General features: G+C 73.2%; 17 protein-coding genes and 1 pseudogene. 2 read left to right on the top strand and 16 right to left on the bottom strand.

Translation table 11 applies throughout. From position 1 onward, the window contains the following. Positions 1–6: 6 nt before the first annotated feature. From B5M43_RS07680 to B5M43_RS07630, 12 genes and pseudogenes are all read right to left on the bottom strand, one after another. The gene (locus tag B5M43_RS07680) at positions 7–597 is read right to left on the bottom strand and encodes a hypothetical protein (protein ID WP_230667794.1); all 591 of its coding nucleotides are present in this window, start codon (positions 595–597) and stop codon (positions 7–9) included. Further along, a complete protein-coding gene (locus B5M43_RS07675) occupies positions 581–901 on the bottom strand; it encodes a hypothetical protein (RefSeq protein ID WP_134745486.1) in 321 nt (106 codons plus the stop codon). Before B5M43_RS07675 ends, B5M43_RS07680 begins: the two co-directional genes overlap by 17 nt. A gap of 257 nt (positions 902–1,158) precedes the next feature. Then, positions 1,159–2,418, bottom strand: a complete 1,260-nt coding sequence (locus tag B5M43_RS07670) for a DNA polymerase IV (RefSeq protein WP_134745485.1) — start codon at positions 2,416–2,418, stop codon at positions 1,159–1,161. Positions 2,419–2,453: 35 nt separating this feature from the next. Continuing rightward, complete coding sequence (locus tag B5M43_RS07665) at positions 2,454–3,653, bottom strand: glycoside hydrolase family 3 N-terminal domain-containing protein (protein WP_230667790.1); 1,200 nt, start codon at positions 3,651–3,653, stop codon at positions 2,454–2,456. A gap of 2 nt (positions 3,654–3,655) precedes the next feature. Next, the gene (gatB, locus tag B5M43_RS07660; RefSeq protein ID WP_134746821.1) at positions 3,656–5,173 is read right to left on the bottom strand and encodes an Asp-tRNA(Asn)/Glu-tRNA(Gln) amidotransferase subunit GatB; all 1,518 of its coding nucleotides are present in this window, start codon (positions 5,171–5,173) and stop codon (positions 3,656–3,658) included. Further along, positions 5,173–6,687, bottom strand: a complete 1,515-nt coding sequence (gatA, locus tag B5M43_RS07655) for an Asp-tRNA(Asn)/Glu-tRNA(Gln) amidotransferase subunit GatA (RefSeq protein WP_134746823.1) — start codon at positions 6,685–6,687, stop codon at positions 5,173–5,175. Before gatA ends, gatB begins: the two co-directional genes overlap by 1 nt. Next, positions 6,684–6,983, bottom strand: a complete 300-nt coding sequence (gene gatC, locus B5M43_RS07650) for an Asp-tRNA(Asn)/Glu-tRNA(Gln) amidotransferase subunit GatC (protein ID WP_055991257.1) — start codon at positions 6,981–6,983, stop codon at positions 6,684–6,686. The genes gatA and gatC overlap by 4 nt, the downstream gene beginning before the upstream one ends. A 9-nt stretch (positions 6,984–6,992) precedes the next feature. Beyond that, positions 6,993–7,481: a DUF6716 putative glycosyltransferase gene (locus B5M43_RS15445; protein WP_134746825.1), complete on the bottom strand. Its 489-nt coding sequence runs from the start codon at positions 7,479–7,481 to the stop codon at positions 6,993–6,995. Beyond that, positions 7,439–7,600 (bottom strand): DUF6716 putative glycosyltransferase, encoded by a 162-nt coding sequence (locus B5M43_RS15440; RefSeq protein ID WP_374198161.1) that lies wholly within the window; start codon positions 7,598–7,600, stop codon positions 7,439–7,441. The genes B5M43_RS15445 and B5M43_RS15440 overlap by 43 nt, the downstream gene beginning before the upstream one ends. A gap of 288 nt (positions 7,601–7,888) precedes the next feature. Next, positions 7,889–8,551 (bottom strand): annotated as a pseudogene (locus B5M43_RS07640) (N-acetylneuraminate synthase family protein); the annotation flags it as partial. Further along, entirely contained in the window at positions 8,548–9,756 is a 1,209-nt protein-coding gene (locus B5M43_RS07635) for an acylneuraminate cytidylyltransferase (protein WP_134746827.1), read from the bottom strand. The gene B5M43_RS07635 and the pseudogene B5M43_RS07640, both read right to left, overlap by 4 nt. After that, the gene (locus B5M43_RS07630) at positions 9,753–10,139 is read right to left on the bottom strand and encodes a hypothetical protein (protein ID WP_134746829.1); all 387 of its coding nucleotides are present in this window, start codon (positions 10,137–10,139) and stop codon (positions 9,753–9,755) included. The genes B5M43_RS07635 and B5M43_RS07630 overlap by 4 nt, the downstream gene beginning before the upstream one ends. Positions 10,140–10,431: 292 nt before the next feature. Here B5M43_RS07630 and B5M43_RS07625 point away from each other — a divergent pair, with 292 nt between their 5' ends. Both B5M43_RS07625 and B5M43_RS07620 read left to right on the top strand, forming a co-directional pair. Then, positions 10,432–12,129 (top strand): long-chain-fatty-acid--CoA ligase, encoded by a 1,698-nt coding sequence (locus B5M43_RS07625; protein WP_134746831.1) that lies wholly within the window; start codon positions 10,432–10,434, stop codon positions 12,127–12,129. Positions 12,130–12,167: 38 nt separating this feature from the next. Next, complete coding sequence (locus tag B5M43_RS07620) at positions 12,168–13,967, top strand: DEAD/DEAH box helicase (RefSeq protein WP_134746833.1); 1,800 nt, start codon at positions 12,168–12,170, stop codon at positions 13,965–13,967. A 57-nt stretch (positions 13,968–14,024) separates the two neighbouring features. Here B5M43_RS07620 and putP read toward each other — a convergent pair whose 3' ends face one another. The 4 genes from putP to B5M43_RS07600 form a co-directional block, all read right to left on the bottom strand. Next, on the bottom strand, positions 14,025–15,521 hold the full coding sequence (gene putP / locus B5M43_RS07615) for a sodium/proline symporter PutP (RefSeq protein ID WP_055991239.1): 1,497 nt from the start codon (positions 15,519–15,521) through the stop codon (positions 14,025–14,027). 102 nt (positions 15,522–15,623) lie between these two features. Continuing rightward, entirely contained in the window at positions 15,624–16,613 is a 990-nt protein-coding gene (locus B5M43_RS07610; RefSeq protein ID WP_134746835.1) for an aldo/keto reductase, read from the bottom strand. 13 nt (positions 16,614–16,626) lie between these two features. After that, complete coding sequence (gene ligA / locus B5M43_RS07605; RefSeq protein WP_055991233.1) at positions 16,627–18,966, bottom strand: NAD-dependent DNA ligase LigA; 2,340 nt, start codon at positions 18,964–18,966, stop codon at positions 16,627–16,629. 63 nt (positions 18,967–19,029) lie between these two features. After that, positions 19,030–19,277, bottom strand: a 248-nt coding sequence (locus B5M43_RS07600) for a transposase (RefSeq protein ID WP_230667788.1), incomplete at its 5' end; no start/stop codon positions are given.

Here is a 19,277-nt window from a genome sequence, read left to right as displayed (position 1 = left end):
CCGCCTCTAGAGCAGATCGAAGACGAGGTCTGCGAGCGCTCGGGGGTCGTGCGTCTCGATGTGGCGCGCCTCCTGAGCCGCCCAGCGGTCCCAGTGGGGCGCGTACGTGTCGCCGTCGCGTTCGAGGGCGCGCGCCTTCCGCGAGGGCTCGGGCGCGTCGACCCACACGGCGACGTGCACCAGACCGGCCGCGGCCGGAGTCAGAGCGCCGGAGCCCTCGACGATCAGCGGACGGTCCGGTGCGACCACGTGCGGCTCGGCGAACGCCTGGACGTCCCAGTCGAACCGGCGCCACCGCCCCTCGATCCCGGCGGCGTGCGGGACGAGCAGCCACTCGTGCGCGAGCCGCGTCCCCTCCTCGAGCCCGTCCCATCCGGGGTAGAGCGAGTCGAGCGCGACCAGCTGGGGCCGCTCCCCCGCGCGCGGCCACTCCGCTGAGAGCCGGGCGGCGAGCGTCGTCTTGCCGCTGCCGCTGCGCCCGTCGATCAGCACGCGCGGAGCCGCGACGTCCAGGCGCGCGACCGCGGTCGCGACCGCCCGGAACGCGGCGTCGTGAGCGCTCCGGAAGGACTCTGCGGCGCTACTTCTTGAGGACACGGATGATGCGGGCCAGCACGCGCCCGGTGACCCAGATGAACGGGATCCCGACCGCCAGGAGCGACACGATGTTCGGCTCGAACGTGAGGGTTTCGCCGCGGCGCACGTACGCGCCGATGGGTGCCGAGAAGCCGCCGCCGCCCCCGCCGCCGTTGCCGGACTCGTCCGACCCTCCGCCGAAGCCTGTCCAGGTCGCGGCGACCGGGACGATGCGCACGCCGTCGACGTCCTGCTGCTCGCCATAGGCGCTGTTCACGCCGATGTTCGCGGAGATCCTGCCGAGTTCGAGTGCGATGTTGGGCATGTCCCCACCGTACCCGTGGCGATGCCGAGCGGGAGGCTTCGACCGTTTCGACTCCGCTTCGCTCCGCTCAACGACCGGTGGAGGTGCGGTCGCTCCGCTCAACGGCCGGGCAACGACCTCGTGCGAGCGAAGCGAGCGTGGAGCGAAGCGACTCCCGCAGCGCGTCAGCGCTGCCGCGGGGAGCGAAGCGAGCAGCCTCGCTCGCAAGGGTGCCGCTTGCGGCCCCGCAGCGTGCGAGACGCTTCTGAAAGGGGAACTCAGTCCGAGTCGGCAGGTGGGCGCGGGTGCGACGGGAAGTGCCGGCGGTCTTCACGTCCGAGGAAGGTCGCGCGCGTCACGGCGCCGCGCCCGAACCGGGCGAGCGCGTCGTCGAGCGTGCCCTCGATACGCTTCCAGTCCGCGTCGTCGTCCCACAGCGCCACGCCTCCCGCGCCCGCGGGCCGCAGGCGCTCCGCGCGCACCCCGATGAGACGCACGGGCAGGCGCAGGTCGACGTTCGCGAGCAGATCCCGCGACGCCTCGCCGAGCCGCTGGCCCACGGCCGACGGCTCCGGCAGCGTGGCGGAGCGGGTGATCGTGGAGAAGTCCGAGAACCGCACCTTGATCGCGACACCCGCCGCCTCGAAGCCCGCGCGTCGCAGCCGGGCGGCGACGCGGTCGGAGAGCCGCAGCAGCTCGGCGCGCAGCAGCTCCACGTCGGCGACGTCGGTCTCGAACGTCTCCTCGTGTCCGATGCTCTTCTCGGTGCGCGAGGTCTCGACCTCGCGCACGTCGATGCCCCGCGCGAGCTGCGCCAGCCGCTCGGCGCCCGCATGGCCGACGATCCGCTCGAGCACGTGCGGCGGCGTGGTGCGGACGTCCTTGATCGTGCGGATCGCGCGCGACTCGAGCGCCTCGGCGGCCTTCGGCCCCACGCCCCAGATCGCGCGCACGGGCTTCGGGTCCAGGAACTCCTGGGTGCGGTCGGCCGGCACGATGAGCAGCCCGTCCGGCTTCGACATCGTCGACGCCATCTTGGCCACGTGCTTGGTGGCCGCCACGCCCACGCTCGCGGTGATGCCCACCTCGGCCGCGATCCGCTCGCGGATGAGCCGCGCGATCCTCCCCGGACTGCCCCACAGCCGCCGCGCCCCGCGGACGTCGAGGAACGCCTCGTCGATCGACAGAGGCTCGACCAGCGGGGTGAAGCTGCGGAACACGTCCATCACCTGCGCCGAGACGGCCTGGTACCGGTCGAAGTGCGGCAGCACCACGACGGCCTGCGGGCAGAGACGCAGCGCCTGCCCCATCGGCATCGCGGAGCGGACGCCGAAGCGCCGCGCCTCGTACGACGCGCTGGACACCACGGAGCGGCCGTCGGGCGCGCCGATCACGACCGGCTTGCCCCGCAGCGACGGGTCGTCGAGCACCTCCACCGACGCGTAGAAGGCGTCCATGTCGACGTGCAGGATGCCGGTGCCGGAGTCGTCGGCGTCGTCGGGCGAAACGATGCGCCCCGATCCGTCCGCTCGCCCCATGCGTCCATTCTCCCCGCGGGCGGGGACATCCGCGCTCAGCCGGCCGGGTCGAACTCCGGGCCGTCCAGCAGGCCCGACGCGAGAACCCGCAGGGTCACGACGCGGGTCGCGGCCTCGCGCAGCCGGTCCTCCGGGATGTCACCGTCGCGGACGGCCGCGCCGATGCCGTCGGCCATGTCCCCCGCCGTGCGCGCGTTCGAGCCGGCCACCATGAGCACCAGGTCGGCGCCGGCCGCGATCGCGTCGACCGCGCTGTCCACCGGGTCGGCGTATCGCTCCTCGCCCGAGGCGAGGAGCATCCCCAGGTCGTCCGTGACTGCCACGCCCTCGAAGCCGAGGTCGTCGCGGAGGATCCGGTACCACTCCGGCGACACCGAGGCGGGCACGTCGTCCACGGCGGTGAAGCGGAGATGACCCGTCATCACGAGCTCCGCACCCGCCTCGATGCCCGACGCGAACGGCGGCGCGTGCTCGGCCCGCCACTCCTCGAGCGTCATGTCCGTCTCGGGGATCACGCTGTGCGAGTCGCCCGGCGCCGCGCCGTGGCCCGGGAAGTGCTTGAGCGTGGAGAACGCGTGCTGCCGCTCGCCCGCGACCGCGGCGGCCACGCGCTCGGACGCGGCGTCGGGGTCGCCGCCGAGGGTGCGCGGGCGGATGAACCCGCTGGTGGCGGTCCCGACGTCGGCGACGATCCCGAAGTTCACGCTGATGCCGGCGGCCTCGAGCAGCGCGCCGCGCGCGTCGAACGCCTCGCGGGTGGACTCGGGCGAGCGGCGCGCCAGCTCGGCGCCCGCGGGTCCGTCGTCCCACGCCAGGCGCGACACGACGCCGCCCTCCTGGTCCACGGCGACGAGCGGGGGCAGCGCGCCGTCCTCGCCGTCGATCCCGTCCGTCAGCCGTGCGAGGCCCCGAGGGTCCTTCGGCACGTTCGACCCCATCAGGATGAACCCGCCGAGATCGCGGTCGTCGACGTAGCGCGCCAGCGCGCCCGCGTCCGTGCCGCCCACGTGCCCCATCACGACGGCCGACGCGCGCTCCTCGGCGCTCATGGCGTCGACGATGAGCTCCGCCACCGCGGCCGCGATCTCCTCTCGCGAGGCGGGCGCCGGCTCCACCGTGGACGCGAGCGAGGTCGTGGCCACCGCGTGGGCCGGTGCGGGGGCCGCGGACACGGCGACGAGGCCGATCAGCGTGGCCGCGAGCCACGCCGACCGGCCTCGGTCGGGACGGAGCATGATCACGCCTGCGCGGCGCGCTCCAGGACGAGTTCGCGCACGCGCGCGGCGTCCGCCTGGCCCTTCATGGCCTTCATGACCGCGCCGATCACGGCGCCGGCGGCCTGCACCTTGCCGTCGCGGATCTTGGCGAGCACGTCAGGCTGCGAGGCGAGCGCCTCGTCGATCGCGGCGATCAGCGCGCCGTCGTCCGACACGACCGCGAGCCCGCGGGCGTCGACGACCTCCTGCGGCGATCCCTCGCCCGCGATGACGCCCTCGAGCACCTGGCGCGCGAGCTTGTCGGTGAGCGTCCCCGCGTCGACCAGGCCCTGCAGCTGCGCGACGTGCTCGGGCGACACCAGGTCGGCGGGCTCGCGCCCCTGCACGTTGGCGACGCGCGTGATCTCGCCCGTCCACCACTTGCGCGCGGCCTGCGGCGCCGCGCCGGCGGCGACCGTGGCCTCGACCTCGGCGAGCAGCCCGCCGTTCACGACGTCCTGGAACTCGAGGTCCGTGAAGCCCCAGTCGCCCTTCAGGCGACGGCGGCGTGCCGCGGGCAGCTCGGGCAGCGCGGCCCGCAGCTCCTCGATCAGCGCCGGCGTCGGCTCGACCGGGAGCAGGTCCGGCTCGGGGAAGTAGCGGTAGTCGTCGGCGTCGGACTTCGGGCGGCCCGGCGACGTCGTGCCGGTATCCTCGTGCCAGTGGCGGGTCTCCTGCGTGATCGTGCCGCCGTCGGCGAGGATCGCCGCCTGGCGCTGGATCTCGTAGCGGACCGCGCGCTCCACGGAGCGCATCGAGTTGACGTTCTTCGTCTCGGTGCGGGTGCCGAGCTTCTGCTCGCCGCGCGGGCGCAGCGACACGTTGGCGTCGCAGCGGATGTTGCCGCGCTCCATCCGCGCCTCGGAGATCCCGAGCGCGATCGCGATGTCGCGGATCGTCGCGAGATAGGCCTTGGCGAGCTCGGGCGCACGGTGCTCGGCGCCGAAGATCGGCTTGGTGACGATCTCGACCAGCGGCACGCCGGCGCGGTTGTAGTCGACGAGCGAGTACTCGGCGCCCTGGATGCGGCCGGTGGCGCCGCCGACGTGCGTCAGCTTGCCCGCGTCCTCCTCCATGTGCGCGCGCTCGATCGGCACGACCACGATCTCGCCGTCGGAGAGCTCGACCTCGACCTGGCCCTCGAACGCGATCGGCTCGTCGTACTGGCTGATCTGGTAGTTCTTGCCGAGGTCCGGGTAGAAGTAGTTCTTCCGGGCGAAGCGGCTCGAGGGCGCGATCGAGCACCCGAGCGCGAGGCCCAGGCTGATCGAGGACCGGATGGCCTCCGCGTTCACCGTGGGCAGCGATCCCGGCAGCCCGAGGTCCACGGGCGCCACGAGCGTGTTGGGCTCGGCGTCGTGGTTGTCGGCGTGCGCGGGGTTGGCCGCGGGCGAGAACATCTTGGTCCTGGTGTTGAGCTCGACGTGCACCTCGAGCCCGATCACGGGCTCGAACAGCTCAAGCGCCTTGTCGAAGTCCATCAGCTTCGCGGTCGCCATCAACGGGCCGCTCCCTTCAACTCGGGCGCACGATCGAGCAGCAGCCCGCCCCACTCGTCCACCAGCATCGCCTCGAGCGCCGCCCCGACGCGGTAGAGGCGCGCGTCCTCGCGCGCGGGCGCGAGGAACTGGATGCCGACCGGCAGGCCGTCCTCCTCCGCGAGACCCGTCGGCACCGAGATGCCGGGCACTCCCGCGAGGTTGGCGGGGATGGTCGTCAGGTCGTTGAGGTACATCGACAGCGGGTCGTCGACCTTCTCGCCGAGCTTGAAGGCCGTGGTGGGCGCCGTCGGCGTCGCGATCACATCGACGTCGGCGAACGCCTGGTCGAAGTCGCGCTGGATGAGGGTGCGCACCTTCTGGGCGCTGCCGTAGTAGGCGTCGTAGTAGCCGGCGGACAGCGCGTACGTGCCGAGGATGATCCGGCGCTTGACCTCGGGGCCGAAGCCCGCGTCGCGCGTGGCGGACATGACGTCCTCGACCGTGCCGCCCGGCACGTCCAGCCGCAGACCGAAGCGCACCGAGTCGAACTTCGCCAGGTTGCTCGACGCCTCGGCGGGCAGGATCAGGTAGTACGCGGCGACCGCGTACTCGAAGTGCGGCGCGCTGATCTCGACGATCTCGGCGCCCTGCGCCTCCATCTTCGCGAGCGCCTGGTGGAACGACGCGGCGACGCCGGCCTGGAAGCCGCTGTCCGGAAGTTCCTTCACGACGCCGATCCGCAGGCCCTCGAGCACGTCGCCCCGAGCGCCCTCGCGGGCGGCGTCGGCGAACGACGGCCACGCGTCCGGGATGGAGGTGGCGTCGTGGATGTCGTGGCCGCCGATCACGTCGTGAAGCAGGCCGGCGTCCAGGACGGTGCGCGTCACGGGGCCGACCTGGTCCAGGCTCGAGGCGAGGGCGATCGCGCCGTAGCGGCTGACGCCGCCGTAGGTCGGCTTGACGCCCACCGTGCCGGTCACGTGCGCGGGCTGGCGGATCGAGCCGCCGGTGTCGGAGCCGAGGGCGAGCGGCGCCTCGAACGCGGCCACCGCGGCGGCCGAGCCACCGCCGGAGCCGCCCGGGATGCGCTCCAGGTCCCACGGGTTGCGCGTCGGACCGTACGCGGAGTGCTCGGTCGACGAGCCCATCGCGAACTCGTCCATGTTGGTCTTGCCGAGCGGCACGAGGTCGGCCGCGCGGGAGCGGGCGACGACGGTCGCGTCGAACGGCGACATGTAGCCCTCGAGGATCTTCGAGCCCGAGGTCGACGGCATGTCGGTCGTGACGAGCACGTCCTTGATCGCGAGCGGCACGCCCGCGAGCGGGCCGAGCTCCTCGCGCGCGGCCCGGCGGCGGTCGACGTCGGCGGCGACGTCGAGCGCGCGCGTCGACACGTGCAGGAACGCGTTGACGTCGCCGTCCACGGCGGCGATGCGGTCGAGGTGGGCCTGGGTGGCCTCGACGCTCGAGACCTCGCGCGCGGCCAGCTTGGCCGCGAGGTCGGCGGCGCTCAGGCGGATCACGTCGCTCACTGCTCCTCCCCCAGGATCGCGGTCACGCGGAAGCGCGAGCCGTCGGCGTCCGGCGCGTTCTGCAGCGCCTGCGCCGTGGTCAGCGTCTCGGCGACCTCGTCGGGGCGGAAGACGTTCTGCATCGGGATCGGGTGGCTCGTCGCGGGGACGTCCGGGGTGGCCACCTGCGAGACCTTGGCGATGTTGTCGACGATCGCGTCGAGCTCGCCGGTCAGGCGGCTCACCTCCTCGTCGCTCAGCTGGATCCGGGCGAGCACACCGAGATGGCGCACGAGATCGGGGGTGATTTCAGACACCCCCCGAGTCTAGTCGGCGCGCCCCGCGCCCCACGCCCGACGGAGGCGGTGGGCGCCGATCACGGCCGCCCGCGCCGGGTGCCCGAGCGCGAGCGCGGCCGCGCCCGCGACGCTGCGGTCGTACGGCCCCAGGACGCGCTTGCGGTGCCATGCCTCGCGCAGCGGGCCGCCGCGGCGCGGCAGGGGTTCGCGGGGCGGCAGCTCGCCGGCGCGCCGCCGGCCCACCAGCTCGGCCACGACCGCGGTCCAGTCGTCGTCCTCCGACGGATGGAAGTAGTTGTCCGCGAGCCAGCCGGGATCGGGGTGGCGGAACCGCCGCGCGACGAGGTCGTCCGCGCCGCCCAGGAGTCCGCTGCCTGCGAAGACCGTGTTGATCAGCTCGTCGCTCACGCCGAACATGTCGAGCGCCAGCACCGGCACGCCGCGCGCGACGGCCTCGACGGCGGCGGTCGAGCTCACGGCCTCGATGCCCTCCGCCGTCTCGAGCGCGCGGCCCATGGGGCGGTCGACGTCACCAGGTTCGGGGGCACGTTCCCGAGCCTGTCGAGCAGCTCGGTGTACGGCAGATCCTCGTGGTGCGTCTGCCGCTCGCCGGCAGTGCCGCGCAGCTTGAGCACCACGCGCCGCGACGGATCCGCGCGGGCCGCGCGCACGAGCGCGCGCGACCGCCTCGCGATGCCACCGCTCGCGCGGCACGAGCGCCTGGGCCGCGAAGACCAGATCGGTGCCCCGTCCGGTCGCCGGCTCCCGCGAGAGGAACGGCAGCGGGCTGAGCGCCAGGCGATGATCCCAGCCGTTGGCGGCCGCCAGCCGGCCGAACTCCCGCACCTCGCGACGGGAGTGCAGGATCATGAGGTCGGCCTGGTGGCGGCGGTCCAGGGCCAGCCGGGTCGCGGGGATCGAGATGCCGCCGCGGAGATCTGGATCCCTCGCTCGTGCCCGGAGTATCCGACCGGCACTCCGGGGAAGCGGTCGCGGAGGGCGCCCAGCATCCGCAGGTTCGCCTCCTCCGGCTCCATGGGGTAGGTCGAGGTGGCGTGCATCAGCACGAGACGGTCCGTGCCGAGGCGCTCCACGGCGGCGTCGATCTGCTCCATCGTCGACATGCCCGTCGACAGGATGATCGGCTTGCCGGTCCCGCGCAGGGCGTCGAGCAACTCGATGTCGGTGAGGCACGCCGACGCGACCTTGTGCGCGACCACCCGGAGGTCCTCGAGGAACTCCACCGACGGCACGTCCCACGGCGAGGCGAACCAGTCCAGGCCGCGCAGCGTCGCGTGGTCGCCGATCTCGATGTACGCGTCGCGGTCGAACTCGACGCGGTGGCGGTACTCGAGGTACGTCATCGTGCCCTACGGCGTCTCACACGGCACGTCGCGCATGTGCTCCGGCGTGCAGATCTCGGGCGTGCGCTTCTGGAACTTGACGGCATCGGCGCCCGCGTCGGCCGCGACGTCGATGAGCCGCTTCGCGATGTCGACGTCGCCGTTGTGGTTCAGGCCGATCTCGGCGATGACGTAGGTGGGCCGGCCGCCGCCGATGACCCGCGATCCGAGTGAAACGGTCATGACAGTCTCCCGTCGTCGTTCGGCGCACCCGCGTGCGCCGGGGCAGGACCGCGCGCGGCGCGCGCGGCGAGAATCAGGTCCGCGAGCTCCCGGACGGCACCGCGCCCTCCGGGCCGGGTGAGGACCACGCGGGCGGCGGCGCGGACATCCGGATGGGCCTCCGGAACGGTCACGGGCCACCCCACGGCCTCCAGGCACGCCAGATCGTTGACGTCGTTGCCCACGTACGCGATGCGCCCGAGGTCGAGACCCCGCTCCTCGGCCCACTCGCGCAGCGCCGTCGCCTTGTCCTCGAGCCCCTGGCGCACGTCGACCCGCAGCTTGCGCGCGCGGGCGGACACGACGGGGTCGGTCTCAGTCGAGAGGATGAGCAGCGGCACGCCCGCGCGGCGCAGCAGCGCCACGCCCATGCCGTCGGAACGGCTCACGGTCACGGACTCCACGCCGGCGCTGCTCAGGGCCGCGGTGTCGTCGGTGTGGACGCCGTCGAAGTCCGTCACGACCGCGTCCACGTCGACCGGCTGGGGCCGGTCCAGCAGCCCGGCCAGCGCGCTCGCCGCGGCGAGGTCGTCCGCGGTGTCGATCTCGATCGCGGTCAGCTCGAGCACCTCGGCCACGTCGACGCGGCCGAAGAAGCGGTGGCGTGCGGCGGTGAAGCCGGCGGTGTCCATCACGTAGAACGCGCCGGTCTCGCGGTGCTGCGGGTCCCGGTCCTGCCGCCGCGGCCGGCTGCTCATGTCGTGCCCGACTCCGGTGACGCCCTCCGCCGTGCGCTGCCACAGGAACGCATGGCTCGGCACGGCCGCGAACACGCTGTCGGCCTCTCCGGCGAGCACCCGGCCGACCGCCTCGCCGAGCGCGTCGACGTCGATGAAGGGCGACGTCGCCTGCAGGAACGCCAGCACCCGCGGGTGCAGCCCGTCGGCCGCCAGCTCGTCCAGCGCGTGAACCAGCGCCGACTCGCTCGCGGCGGTGTCGCCCGAGATCCCGGCGGGGCGTCGCACGATGCGGGCGCCGGCGCCGGCCGCGACGCGGGCGATCTCGTCGTCGTCGGTCGAGACCACGACCAGGTCGATGCCGTGGGCCGCGCGCGCGGCCCGCACGGCCCGCACCACGAGCGGCACTCCGCCCACCCGGCGCAGGTTCTCGCCGGGGACGCCCTTGGACCCGCCCCGCGCGGGGATGACAGCGACGCAGCCGGTCACGCGGGCTCCCCCGCCCGGCGATCGGCCGCAGAGCGGATCGCGGCGCGCTCCCCCAGCACGAGCGGCAGCGTCGTCTGGGCGCTCGACGACAGCGTGAGCACGTCGACGTCGGCCGCCCCCGCCAGCGTGATCTCGAGCGGCAGCCCGGTCACCCGCACCTCGACGCCCGGGATGCGCGCGACGGCGTCGCGCTGGCGCGCGGTCTCGCGCCGGTGGGGCAGGTACACGGCGCCCTCGCTCCCCGCCGCCACCGCGACCCAGTCCAGGTAGGCCGCCAGCGGCATCCGGCCGTCGACCGGCAGGGCGCCGCCGAGGATCACGCGGCCGCGGATGTCGCACGGCGGCGCGCTGCGCCGGGTCCACTCGAAGCGGTGGCGTTCCACGCGCGCGCCGCGGTCGGCGAGCGCGTCCAGCCGCGAGGCGCCGAGGTCGAACGCAGCGGCGACTCCACCCAGGCCAGCGGCGCCGCGGATCGTGATGACACGTCGATCCCGTCCCTCCGTCGAGCCGCCCGGCGAGCGGGGCGGCCGTATCGGGCCACGTTCGTCCGGGGCGGTGAAAGCCGCGTCGCGACCGGGTGAACCGCCGCGCGCCGGGCGGTGAACGGTCGGTTCGTCCCCGGCGCCCATCCGGTCGCCGCCGATCGCCGGGGCGGGCGCTGTCTAGGCTGGGCGGGTGACCGAATACGATCCCCCTCGCCCCTGGATCACCTCGTACGCGGAGGGCGTCCCGGCCGATCTGGGCCCGATCGAGGGCTCGCTCGTCGACATCGTCGCCACGTCCGCGCGGGAGTTGCCGGATGCGCCCGCGCTGCAGTTCTTCGGCCGCACCACGAGCTACGCGCAACTCGCCGACGCGATCGAGCGCGCGGCTGCGGGCCTGCACGCCCGCGGCGTGCGCAAGGGCGATCCGGTCGCGATCATCCTCCCCAACTGCCCGCAGCACATCGTCGCGTTCTACGCGGTGCTGCGCCTCGGCGCGGTCGTCGTCGAGCACAACCCGCTCTACACGCCCCGCGAGATGTGCAAGCAGTTCGAGGACCACGGCGCCAAGCACGCCATCGTGTGGAGCAAGGTCGCGCGCACCGTGCAGGAGTTCCCCGCAGACCTCGCTGTCGACACGCTGATCTCGGTCGACGTGACGCGCGCCATGCCGCTCGCCACGCGCGCCGCCCTGCGCCTGCCGATCGCGAAGGCGCGCGAGGCGCGGGCGCAGCTCACCGAGAAGGTGCGCGGCGCGATCCGCTGGGAGGAGCTGCTCTCCTCCGCGCCGCTTCCCGCCGCCCACCCGGGGCCCGCGGCCGACGACCTCGCGATCATCCAGTACACGTCCGGCACCACCGGCACGCCGAAGGGCGCGGCGCTCACGCACCGCAACCTGCTCGCGAACGCCGCCCAGTCGCGGGCCTGGGTGCCGACCATCCGGCGCGGCGACGGCGTGGTCGTGTACGCCGTGCTGCCGATGTTCCACGCCTACGGCCTCACCCTGTGCCTCACGTTCGCGATGTCGATGGGGGCGCGCCTCGTGCTGTTCCCCAAGTTCGATCCCGACATGGTGCTCGACGTCGTCAAGAAGCACCCCGCGACCTTCCTGCCCCTCGTGCCGCCCATCGCGGAGCGACTGCTGGCGCGCGCGAAGGAGCGGGGCGTGTCGCTCGCGGGCATCGAGATCGCGATCTCGGGGGCCATGGCGCTCTCCCCTGCGCTGGTCGAGCCGTTCGAGGCGGAGACCGGCGGGTTCCTCGTCGAGGGCTACGGCCTCAGCGAGTGCTCCCCCGTCCTGATGGCCAATCCGGTCGCCGCGAACCGGGTCGCCGGCACCATCGGCCTGCCCCTCCCCGGGACGGAGTGCCGCGTCGTGGACCCCGACGAGCCGACGCGCGACGTCGAGCCGGGCGCGCCCGGCGAGCTGCTGGTGCGCGGCCCGCAGGTGTTCGGCGGCTACTACGGAAAGCCCGAGGAGACCGAGGCGGTGTTCGTCGACGGCTGGTTCCGCACCGGGGACATCGTGACGATCGACGAGGCTGGATTCGTGCGCATCGTCGACCGGATCAAGGAGCTCATCATCACGGGCGGCTTCAACGTCGCCCCCACCGAGGTCGAGAGCGCCCTGCGGCAGCACCCGGATGTCCTGGACGCCGCGGTGGTGGGACTTGCGAGCGCGCACAGCGGCGAGGAGGTCGTGGCGGCCGTGGTGGTCGAGCCCGGGGCCGAGCTCGACGTCGAGGCCGTGCGCGCGTTCGCACGCGGCATCCTCACCCCGTACAAGGTGCCCCGCCGCATCTTCGTCATGGACGAGCTGCCGAAGTCGATGATCGGGAAGGTCCTGCGGCGCCGCGTGCGCGAGCAGCTCCAGGCGCTCGTGTCGAGCTGACCGGTTGATTCACAACCGGCAGCCGATACCGTGGCGACGTGACCCCTGACGACGCCGCCTCGCCCGAGAGCGCGACCCCTGACAGCACCGACGTCCTCCCGGGCTTCGACGACCTCGGCATCACCGGCCCCGTGCTGGCCGCGATCCGCGACCTGGGCTACGAGACGCCCTCTCCCATCCAGCGCGCCACGATCCCGACTCTGCTCGCCGGCCGCGACGTGGTCGGCATGGCGCAGACCGGCACGGGCAAGACCGCCGCGTTCGCGCTGCCGATCCTCGAGCGCCTCGACGTGTCCCGCAAGACGCCGCAGGCCCTGGTCCTCGCGCCCACCCGCGAGCTGGCGCTGCAGGTCGCCGAGGCCTTCGAGGCGTACGCGACGCGCATGAAGGGCGTGCACCTGCTGCCCGTGTACGGCGGTCAGGGCTACGGCGTGCAGCTGTCGGCGCTGCGACGCGGCGTGCACATCGTGGTCGGAACGCCCGGCCGTGTGATGGACCACCTCGCGAAGGGCACGCTCGACCTCTCCGAGCTCGACTACCTCGTGCTCGACGAGGCGGACGAGATGCTCAAGATGGGCTTCGCGGAGGACGTCGAGCAGATCCTGTCGCAGACGCCGGAGGACAAGCAGGTCGCCCTGTTCTCGGCGACCATGCCCCCGCAGATCCGCCGGATCGCCCAGCAGTACCTGCGCGACCCCGAGGAGATCTCGGTCAAGTCGAAGACGGCCACGAACGCGAACATCACGCAGCGCTACCTGGTCGTCTCGTACGCGCAGAAGGTGGACGCGCTCACGCGCATCCTCGAGGTCGAGAACTTCGACGGCATGATCGTGTTCGTCCGGACGAAGAACGAGACCGAGACGCTCGCCGAGAAGCTGCGCGCACGCGGCTACTCCGCGGCCGCGATCAACGGCGACATCCCGCAGAACCTGCGCGAGCGCACGGTGAACCAGCTCAAGGAGGCCAAGCTCGACATCCTGGTCGCGACCGACGTCGCCGCGCGCGGTCTCGACGTCGAGCGCATCAGCCACGTCGTGAACTTCGACATCCCGACCGACACCGAGTCGTACGTGCACCGGATCGGCCGCACCGGGCGCGCGGGGCGCACGGGCGACGCCATCAGCTTCATCACGCCGCGCGAGCGCTACCTGCTCGGCCACATCGAGAAGGCCACGCGCCAGCAGCCCACCCAGATGCAGCTGCCGACCGCGGAGGACGTGAACACCACGCGCCTGGCCCGGTTCGACGACGCGATCACCGCGGCTCTGCAGGACACCGAGCGGCTGGACACGTACCGCGACGTGATCGCCCACTACGTCCGGAACCACGACGTGCCCGAGGCGGACGTCGCGGCCGCGCTCGCGATCGTCGCGCAGGGCGACAAGCCGCCGCTGATCGAGGCCGAGGACGACGCGCTCGCCGCGGCGGTGGCGGCGGACAACCGGCCGAAGCGCGAGCGCGGCGAGGCGGATCGCGCGGGGCGCGACGAGCGGCCCGCGCGCCGCGGGCGCGGCGACTACGAGGCGTACCGCATCGAGGTCGGCCGCCGGCACAAGGTGGAGCCGCGGCAGATCGTCGGCGCGCTCGCGAACGAGGGCGGCCTCGGCCGCGACGACTTCGGGGCCATCAACATCCGCCCCGACTTCTCGATCGTCGAACTGCCCGCGAACCTCGACCGCCGCGTGCTCGAGAAGCTGCGCGACACCCGCATCTCGGGCCGCCTGATCGAGATCAAGCCCGACCGCGGACCCGGTGCCCGCCGTGCTCCGCGCGACGGCGACCGCCGGCCGGCGCGCGACGACCGCCCGGCGCGCAAGCCGCGCCACGGCCGCGACTGAGCTCAGACGGCGACGCGCCCCGGAACCTCGTCCCGGGGCGCGTCCTCGTCTCGACGGTCAGCGCGTCGGCTCGGCGACCGGACGCTGCGTGACGATCGCGCCCGTGCGGGTGAACTCGTCCTGGATGTCCTCGTCGTGCTTCGCGGTCGCGAGGCTCACGGCGACCGCCACGAGCAGGTTGAGTGCGAATCCGGGCACGATCTCGTAGAGGCCCGTGCCGAGCAGCGGCCACGTGAACACCACGACCGCGCCGACGACCATGCCGGCCAGCGCGCCCGAGGCCGTCAGGCGTCGCCAGAACAGCGACAGCAGGATGATCGGGCCGAACGCGGCGCCGAAGCCCGCCCAGGCGAAGCCGACCAGGTCGAGGATCGTGCTCTCGGGGTTCAGGGCGAGCAGGACCGCGACGATCGAGACCACGAGCACGCACGCGCGCCCGAGGACGACGAGCGTCCGCTGCGAGGGCGTGCGCTTCGCCACCACGCGGTAGATGTCCTCGACCAGGGCCGACGACGTGACGATGAGCTGGCTCGAGATGGTCGACATGATCGCCGCGAGGACGGCCGACAGCACGAGGCCCGCCACCAGCGGGTGCATGAGCGCCTGGGCCATGACCAGGATGACCGTCTCGGGGTTGGCGAGCTCGGCCCCGGTCTCGCGGAAGAACACGATCCCCACGAAGCCCGCGGCGACCGCGCCCGCGAGGGACAGGATCATCCACGCCATGCCGATCCGGCGGGCCGTCTTGGCCTCGGCCGCGCTGCGCAGCGCCATGAAGCGCACGATGATGTGCGGCTGACCGAAGTAGCCGAGGCCCCACGCGAGCGACGAGACGATGCCGATCGCGGCGGCGCCGGTGAGCGCCTCGCCGCCCAGCATCGACACGTGGGCGGGGTCGATCGCCGCGCCGAACTCGCCGACGCCACCGACCGCGACGACGGCGATGACCGGGACGATGAGCACGGCGGCGAGGATCATGAGGCCCTGCACGAAGTCGGTGAACGACGCTCCGAGGAAGCCGCCGAACAGCGTGTAGGCGAGCGTCACGCCGCCGACGAGCAGCATGCCGACGGTGTAGTCGCCGCCGAACGAGCTCTCGAAGAACACGCCGCCCGCGACCATGCCGCTCGAGATGTACAGCGTGAAGAACACGAGGATGATCACGGCCGAGACGATGCGCAGCAGGCGCGTGCGGTCGCGCAGGCGGTTCTCGAAGAAGCTCGGGATCGTGATCGAGTTCTTCGCGACCTCGGTGTAGGCCCGCAGACGCGGCGCCACGAACTTCCAGTTCAGGTAGGCGCCGACGGTCAGTCCGATCGCGATCCACGCCTCGATCAGGCCGGCGGCGTAGATGGCGCCGGGCAGACCCATCACGAGCCAGCCGGACATGTCGGATGCTCCGGCGCTCAGCGCCGCGACGGCCGGCGGCAGGTTGCGGCCGCCGAGCATGTAGTCCTCGTGGTCCTTGGTCTTGGTGGCGGCGTAGACGCCGATGCCGATCATGGCGCCGAAGTAGATGACCAGGGCGATGATCAGCCAGGTGTGTGGGGACATGGGTGGTGCTCCTCCTCGAGCGCCCGGCGGTTCCCGGGCACGGCCGCCTACCTTAGGCGACCGCGAGCACGTCGCGCCACTCGGCCGCTCCCCCGGCCCGGGCTACCAGCGGTCGTGCACCAGCGGGCGGATGGCCTCGTCGTAGAGGTCGCGCACGCCGTCGAGGAACGCCTCGGGAAGGGGCCCGACCTCGCCCGCCGCGGCGTTCGCCCGGGCCTGCTCCGGGTTCCGCGCCCCCGGGATCACCGTGGTCACGCCGGGCTGCTGGGCGACCCATGCGAGGGCCGCCGTCGCCGGCTCGAGCCCGGCCTCCCGGGCGAGGCCCGCGAACCGCGCCGCGGCGTCGACGCCCGTCTCGTAGTCGACGCCCGAGAACGTCTCGCCCACGTCGAACGCCTCGCCATGCCGGTTGTAGGTGCGGTGGTCGTCGGCCGCGAACGTGGTCTCGCGCGTGTACCGGCCGCTCAGCAGGCCGCTCGCGAGCGGGACGCGGGCGATGATGCCGACGCCGGCCTCGACGGCGGCGGGCAGGGCGGCGTCGAGCGGCTTGCGGCGGAAGGCGTTCAGGATGATCTGCACGCTCGCGACTCCGGGGCGCTCGATCGCCCGGAGCGCCTCGGCGACGGTCTCGACGCTCACGCCGTATGCCGCGATCGCGCCGTCCGCCACGAGAGCATCCAGGTCGTCGAAGACGCGGTCGGCCTCGTACACCTCGCTCGCGGGGCAGTGCAGCTGCACCAGGTCGAGCGTGTCGACGCCGAGGTTGCGGCGCGACCGGTCGGTCCAGGCGCGGAAGTTGTCGAGCGTCGCGTGAGCGAGGTCGGGGCGCTCCGCGCGGCGGATCATCTTGGTCGCGACGACCACGTCCGAGCCCGGGTTGCTCCGCAGCCAGCGGCCGATCAGCTGCTCGCTGCGCCCGTCGCCGTACACGTCCGCGGTGTCGAAGAACGTGACCCCCGCCTCGTGCGCCGCATCCAGCACGGCGAGGGCGTCGGCCTCGTCGACGTCGCCCCAGTCCGCCCCGAGCTGCCAGGTGCCGAGGCCGATGACGGAGACGTCGCGTCCGGTGCGTCCGGGAGTGCGCTGCTGCATACCTCGAGCGTAGTCAGGATGGGAGCGCTCCCGGGCCTTCCGTGACGAGGAGGTGGAACTGGGCCGCGTCGATGATCCGCACGCCGAGCTGCTCGGCCTTCGCGAGCTTGGATCCGGCACCGGGCCCGGCGGCCACGAAGTCGGTCTTCTTGCTCACGCTGGACGCGGCCTTGCCTCCCGCCTTGAGGATCGCCTCCTGCGCGCCCTCGCGCGTGTACCCCTCGAGCGATCCGGTCGCGACGATCGTCAGCCCCTCGAGCACGCCCCCGGCGGCGGTCGCGGCGCCCGGCCCGGGGTGGCCGGGGGTCTCGAACCGCACGCCGGCCGCGCGCCAGCGCTCCACGATCTCGCGATGCCAGTCGACCGCGAACCACTCGGTCAGCGAGTCGGCGATGGTGGGGCCCACTCCCTCGACCGCGGCGAGCTCATCGCGGCCCGCGGCCATGACGGCGTCCAGCGAGCCGAACCACGCCGCCAGGGCGCGCGCAGCGACCGGGCCGACGTGGCGGATGTTCAGCGACACGAGCAGGCGCCAGAGCTCCTTCGTCTTCGCCTTCTCGAGCTCCTCGAGGAGCTTGAGCGCCTGCGCCGACGGCTGCGGCCCCTCGATCCCCTGCTTGCGCTCGGCCGCCGTCGGATTGCGCCGGAACGGGGCTCGGCGCACGTACTCGCCGGTCTTCTCGTCGACGCGCTTCTCGCCGGTCTCGGCGTCGCGGACGACCACCTCGATCGGGACGAGCTGATCCAGCGTCAGCTCGAACAGCGCGGCCTCGGTGTGGAGCGGCGGGTCGGCCGGCGCGTCCGGCTGGGTCAGCGCGGCCGCCGTGACCTCGCCCAGCGCCTCGATGTCGAGCGCGCCGCGGGACCCGATGTGCTCGACGCGGCCCCGCACCTGCGCGGGGCAGTCCTTCGCGTTCGGGCAGCGGAGGTCGATGTCGCCCTCCTTCATGGGCCGCAGCGGCGTGCCGCACTCGGGGCACTCCGCGGGCATCACGAACGCGCGCTCCGTGCCGTCGCGCTTCTCGACGACGGGTCCGAGCACCTCCGGGATGACGTCGCCCGCCTTGCGGAGGACGACCGTGTCGCCGATCAGCACGCCCTTGGCCTTGACGACGTCCTGATTGTGGAGCGTGGCCTGACGCACGACGGACCCGGCGACGTGGGCGGGCTCCATGACGGCGTATGGCGTGGCCCGGCCCGTGCGCCCCACCGACACCACGATGTCCAGCAGGCGCGTGTGCACCTCCTCGGGCGGGTACTTGAACGCGATCGCCCAGCGCGGCGCACGGCTGGTGGCGCCCAGCTCGTCGTGAAGCGCGAGCTCGTCGACCTTCACGACGATGCCGTCGAGCTCGTGCTCGATCGCGTGCCGCTGCTCGCGGTAGCGCTCCACGAAGGCGAGCACCTCGTCGATGCCGTGGCACACGGCTGGGTGCGGGCTGATCGGCAGGCCCCAGTCCTTCAGCAGCGCGTAGACCTCGCTCTGCGCGGCCACGGGCGGGTCCGGCCACGCGCCGATGCCGTGCACGTACAGGCGCAGCGATCCGACGCGCGCGAGGGCGGCCTCGAGGTCGAGGCCCTGCTTCTTGTCGAGCTGCTGCCGCAGGCCGCCGCTCGCGGCGTTGCGGGGGTTGGCGAAGGCGGGGAACCGGCGCGCGGCCGCCGTGCGGGCACGCTCCTCGTCGAACTCGCCGGCCGCCGCGCGGCGCGCGCCGAAGCGCTCGCGCGCCTCGGCGACCGCGCGGTCGCGCAGCTCCGCCTGCAGCGCGTTGAGCCGCTCGAAGGCGGCGACCGGGATGAAGACCTCGCCGCGGACCTCGACGATCGCCGGGTGGCCCTCGCCCGCCAGGCGCTCGGGGATGTCCGCGAGGCGCAGGGCGTTCTCCGTGACGAGCTCTCCCACCCGGCCGTCGCCGCGGGTGGCAGCCGACGTGAGCACGCCGTTCTCGTAGCGCAGGCTGATCGCCAGGCCGTCGATCTTGAGCTCGGTCAGCCACGCGACCTGGCGGCCCGCGGCATCCTGCGTCTTGGCGCACCAGTCGCGCAGCTCGTCGACCGTGAACACGTTGTCGAGACTCATCATCCGCTCGGCGTGCTCGATCGTCGCGAGCGCGGTGCCCTCGGCCGCCCCCACCATCTGCGTCGGCGAGTCCTGACCCTGCAGCTCGGGGTGCGCGCGCTCGAGCTGCTCGAGCCGCCGCATCCACCCGTCGTAGGTCGCGTCGTCGACCAGCGAGACGTCGCGGCCGTAGTAGGCGTCCTTCGCCTCGAGGATGCGGTCGGTCAGCTCGCGCGCCTCGGCGCGCGCCTCGTCGAGGGTCAGTTCGGGAAGGTCGATCTCGCCGTCAGCCACCTGCCCAGTCTATGAACGGGGTCCGACGTTCCTCCGCCGCTTGCGCCGCGCCGGGGCCCGGAGCTAGGGCGTGTCTGACAATTGTCGGGTCCAGGCGATGACGGCGTTGAGGATCACGGCGGCGCGGTAGACGACGGCGAGCTTGTCGTAGCGGGTGGCGAGGCCGCGCCATTGCTTGATGTGGCAGTAGCGGCGCTCGATGACATTGCGGTTGCGGTAGTCGGCGGCGTCCAGTCCGACGGGGCGGCCGCCGCGTGATCCGCGCCGCTTACGGTGTCCTTGCTGGTCGGACGGTTCGGGGATCACGGCCT

The sequence above is a fragment of the Microbacterium sp. MEC084 genome (assembly GCF_004514465.2).
Taxonomy (GTDB): domain Bacteria; phylum Actinomycetota; class Actinomycetes; order Actinomycetales; family Microbacteriaceae; genus Microbacterium.
Note: the sequence above shows the minus strand (reverse complement) of the source record. Positions and strands in the feature narration are given on the sequence as shown.

Bases quoted from the DNA above. Each gene is read 5' to 3' on its own strand.
- B5M43_RS07670 (WP_134745485.1), bottom strand. From the start codon at position 2,418: ATGGGGCGAGCGGACGGATCGGGGCGCATCGTTTCGCCCGACGACGCC.
- B5M43_RS07610 (WP_134746835.1), bottom strand. From the start codon at position 16,613: ATGCAGCAGCGCACTCCCGGACGCACCGGACGCGACGTCTCCGTCATC.
- putP (WP_055991239.1), bottom strand. From the start codon at position 15,521: ATGTCCCCACACACCTGGCTGATCATCGCCCTGGTCATCTACTTCGGC.
- gatB (WP_134746821.1), bottom strand. From the start codon at position 5,173: ATGGCGACCGCGAAGCTGATGGACTTCGACAAGGCGCTTGAGCTGTTC.
- B5M43_RS07675 (WP_134745486.1), bottom strand. From the start codon at position 901: ATGCCCAACATCGCACTCGAACTCGGCAGGATCTCCGCGAACATCGGC.
- B5M43_RS15445 (WP_134746825.1), bottom strand. From the start codon at position 7,481: ATGGGCCGCGCGCTCGAGACGGCGGAGGGCATCGAGGCCGTGAGCTCG.
- B5M43_RS07665 (WP_230667790.1), bottom strand. From the start codon at position 3,653: ATGCTCCGTCCCGACCGAGGCCGGTCGGCGTGGCTCGCGGCCACGCTG.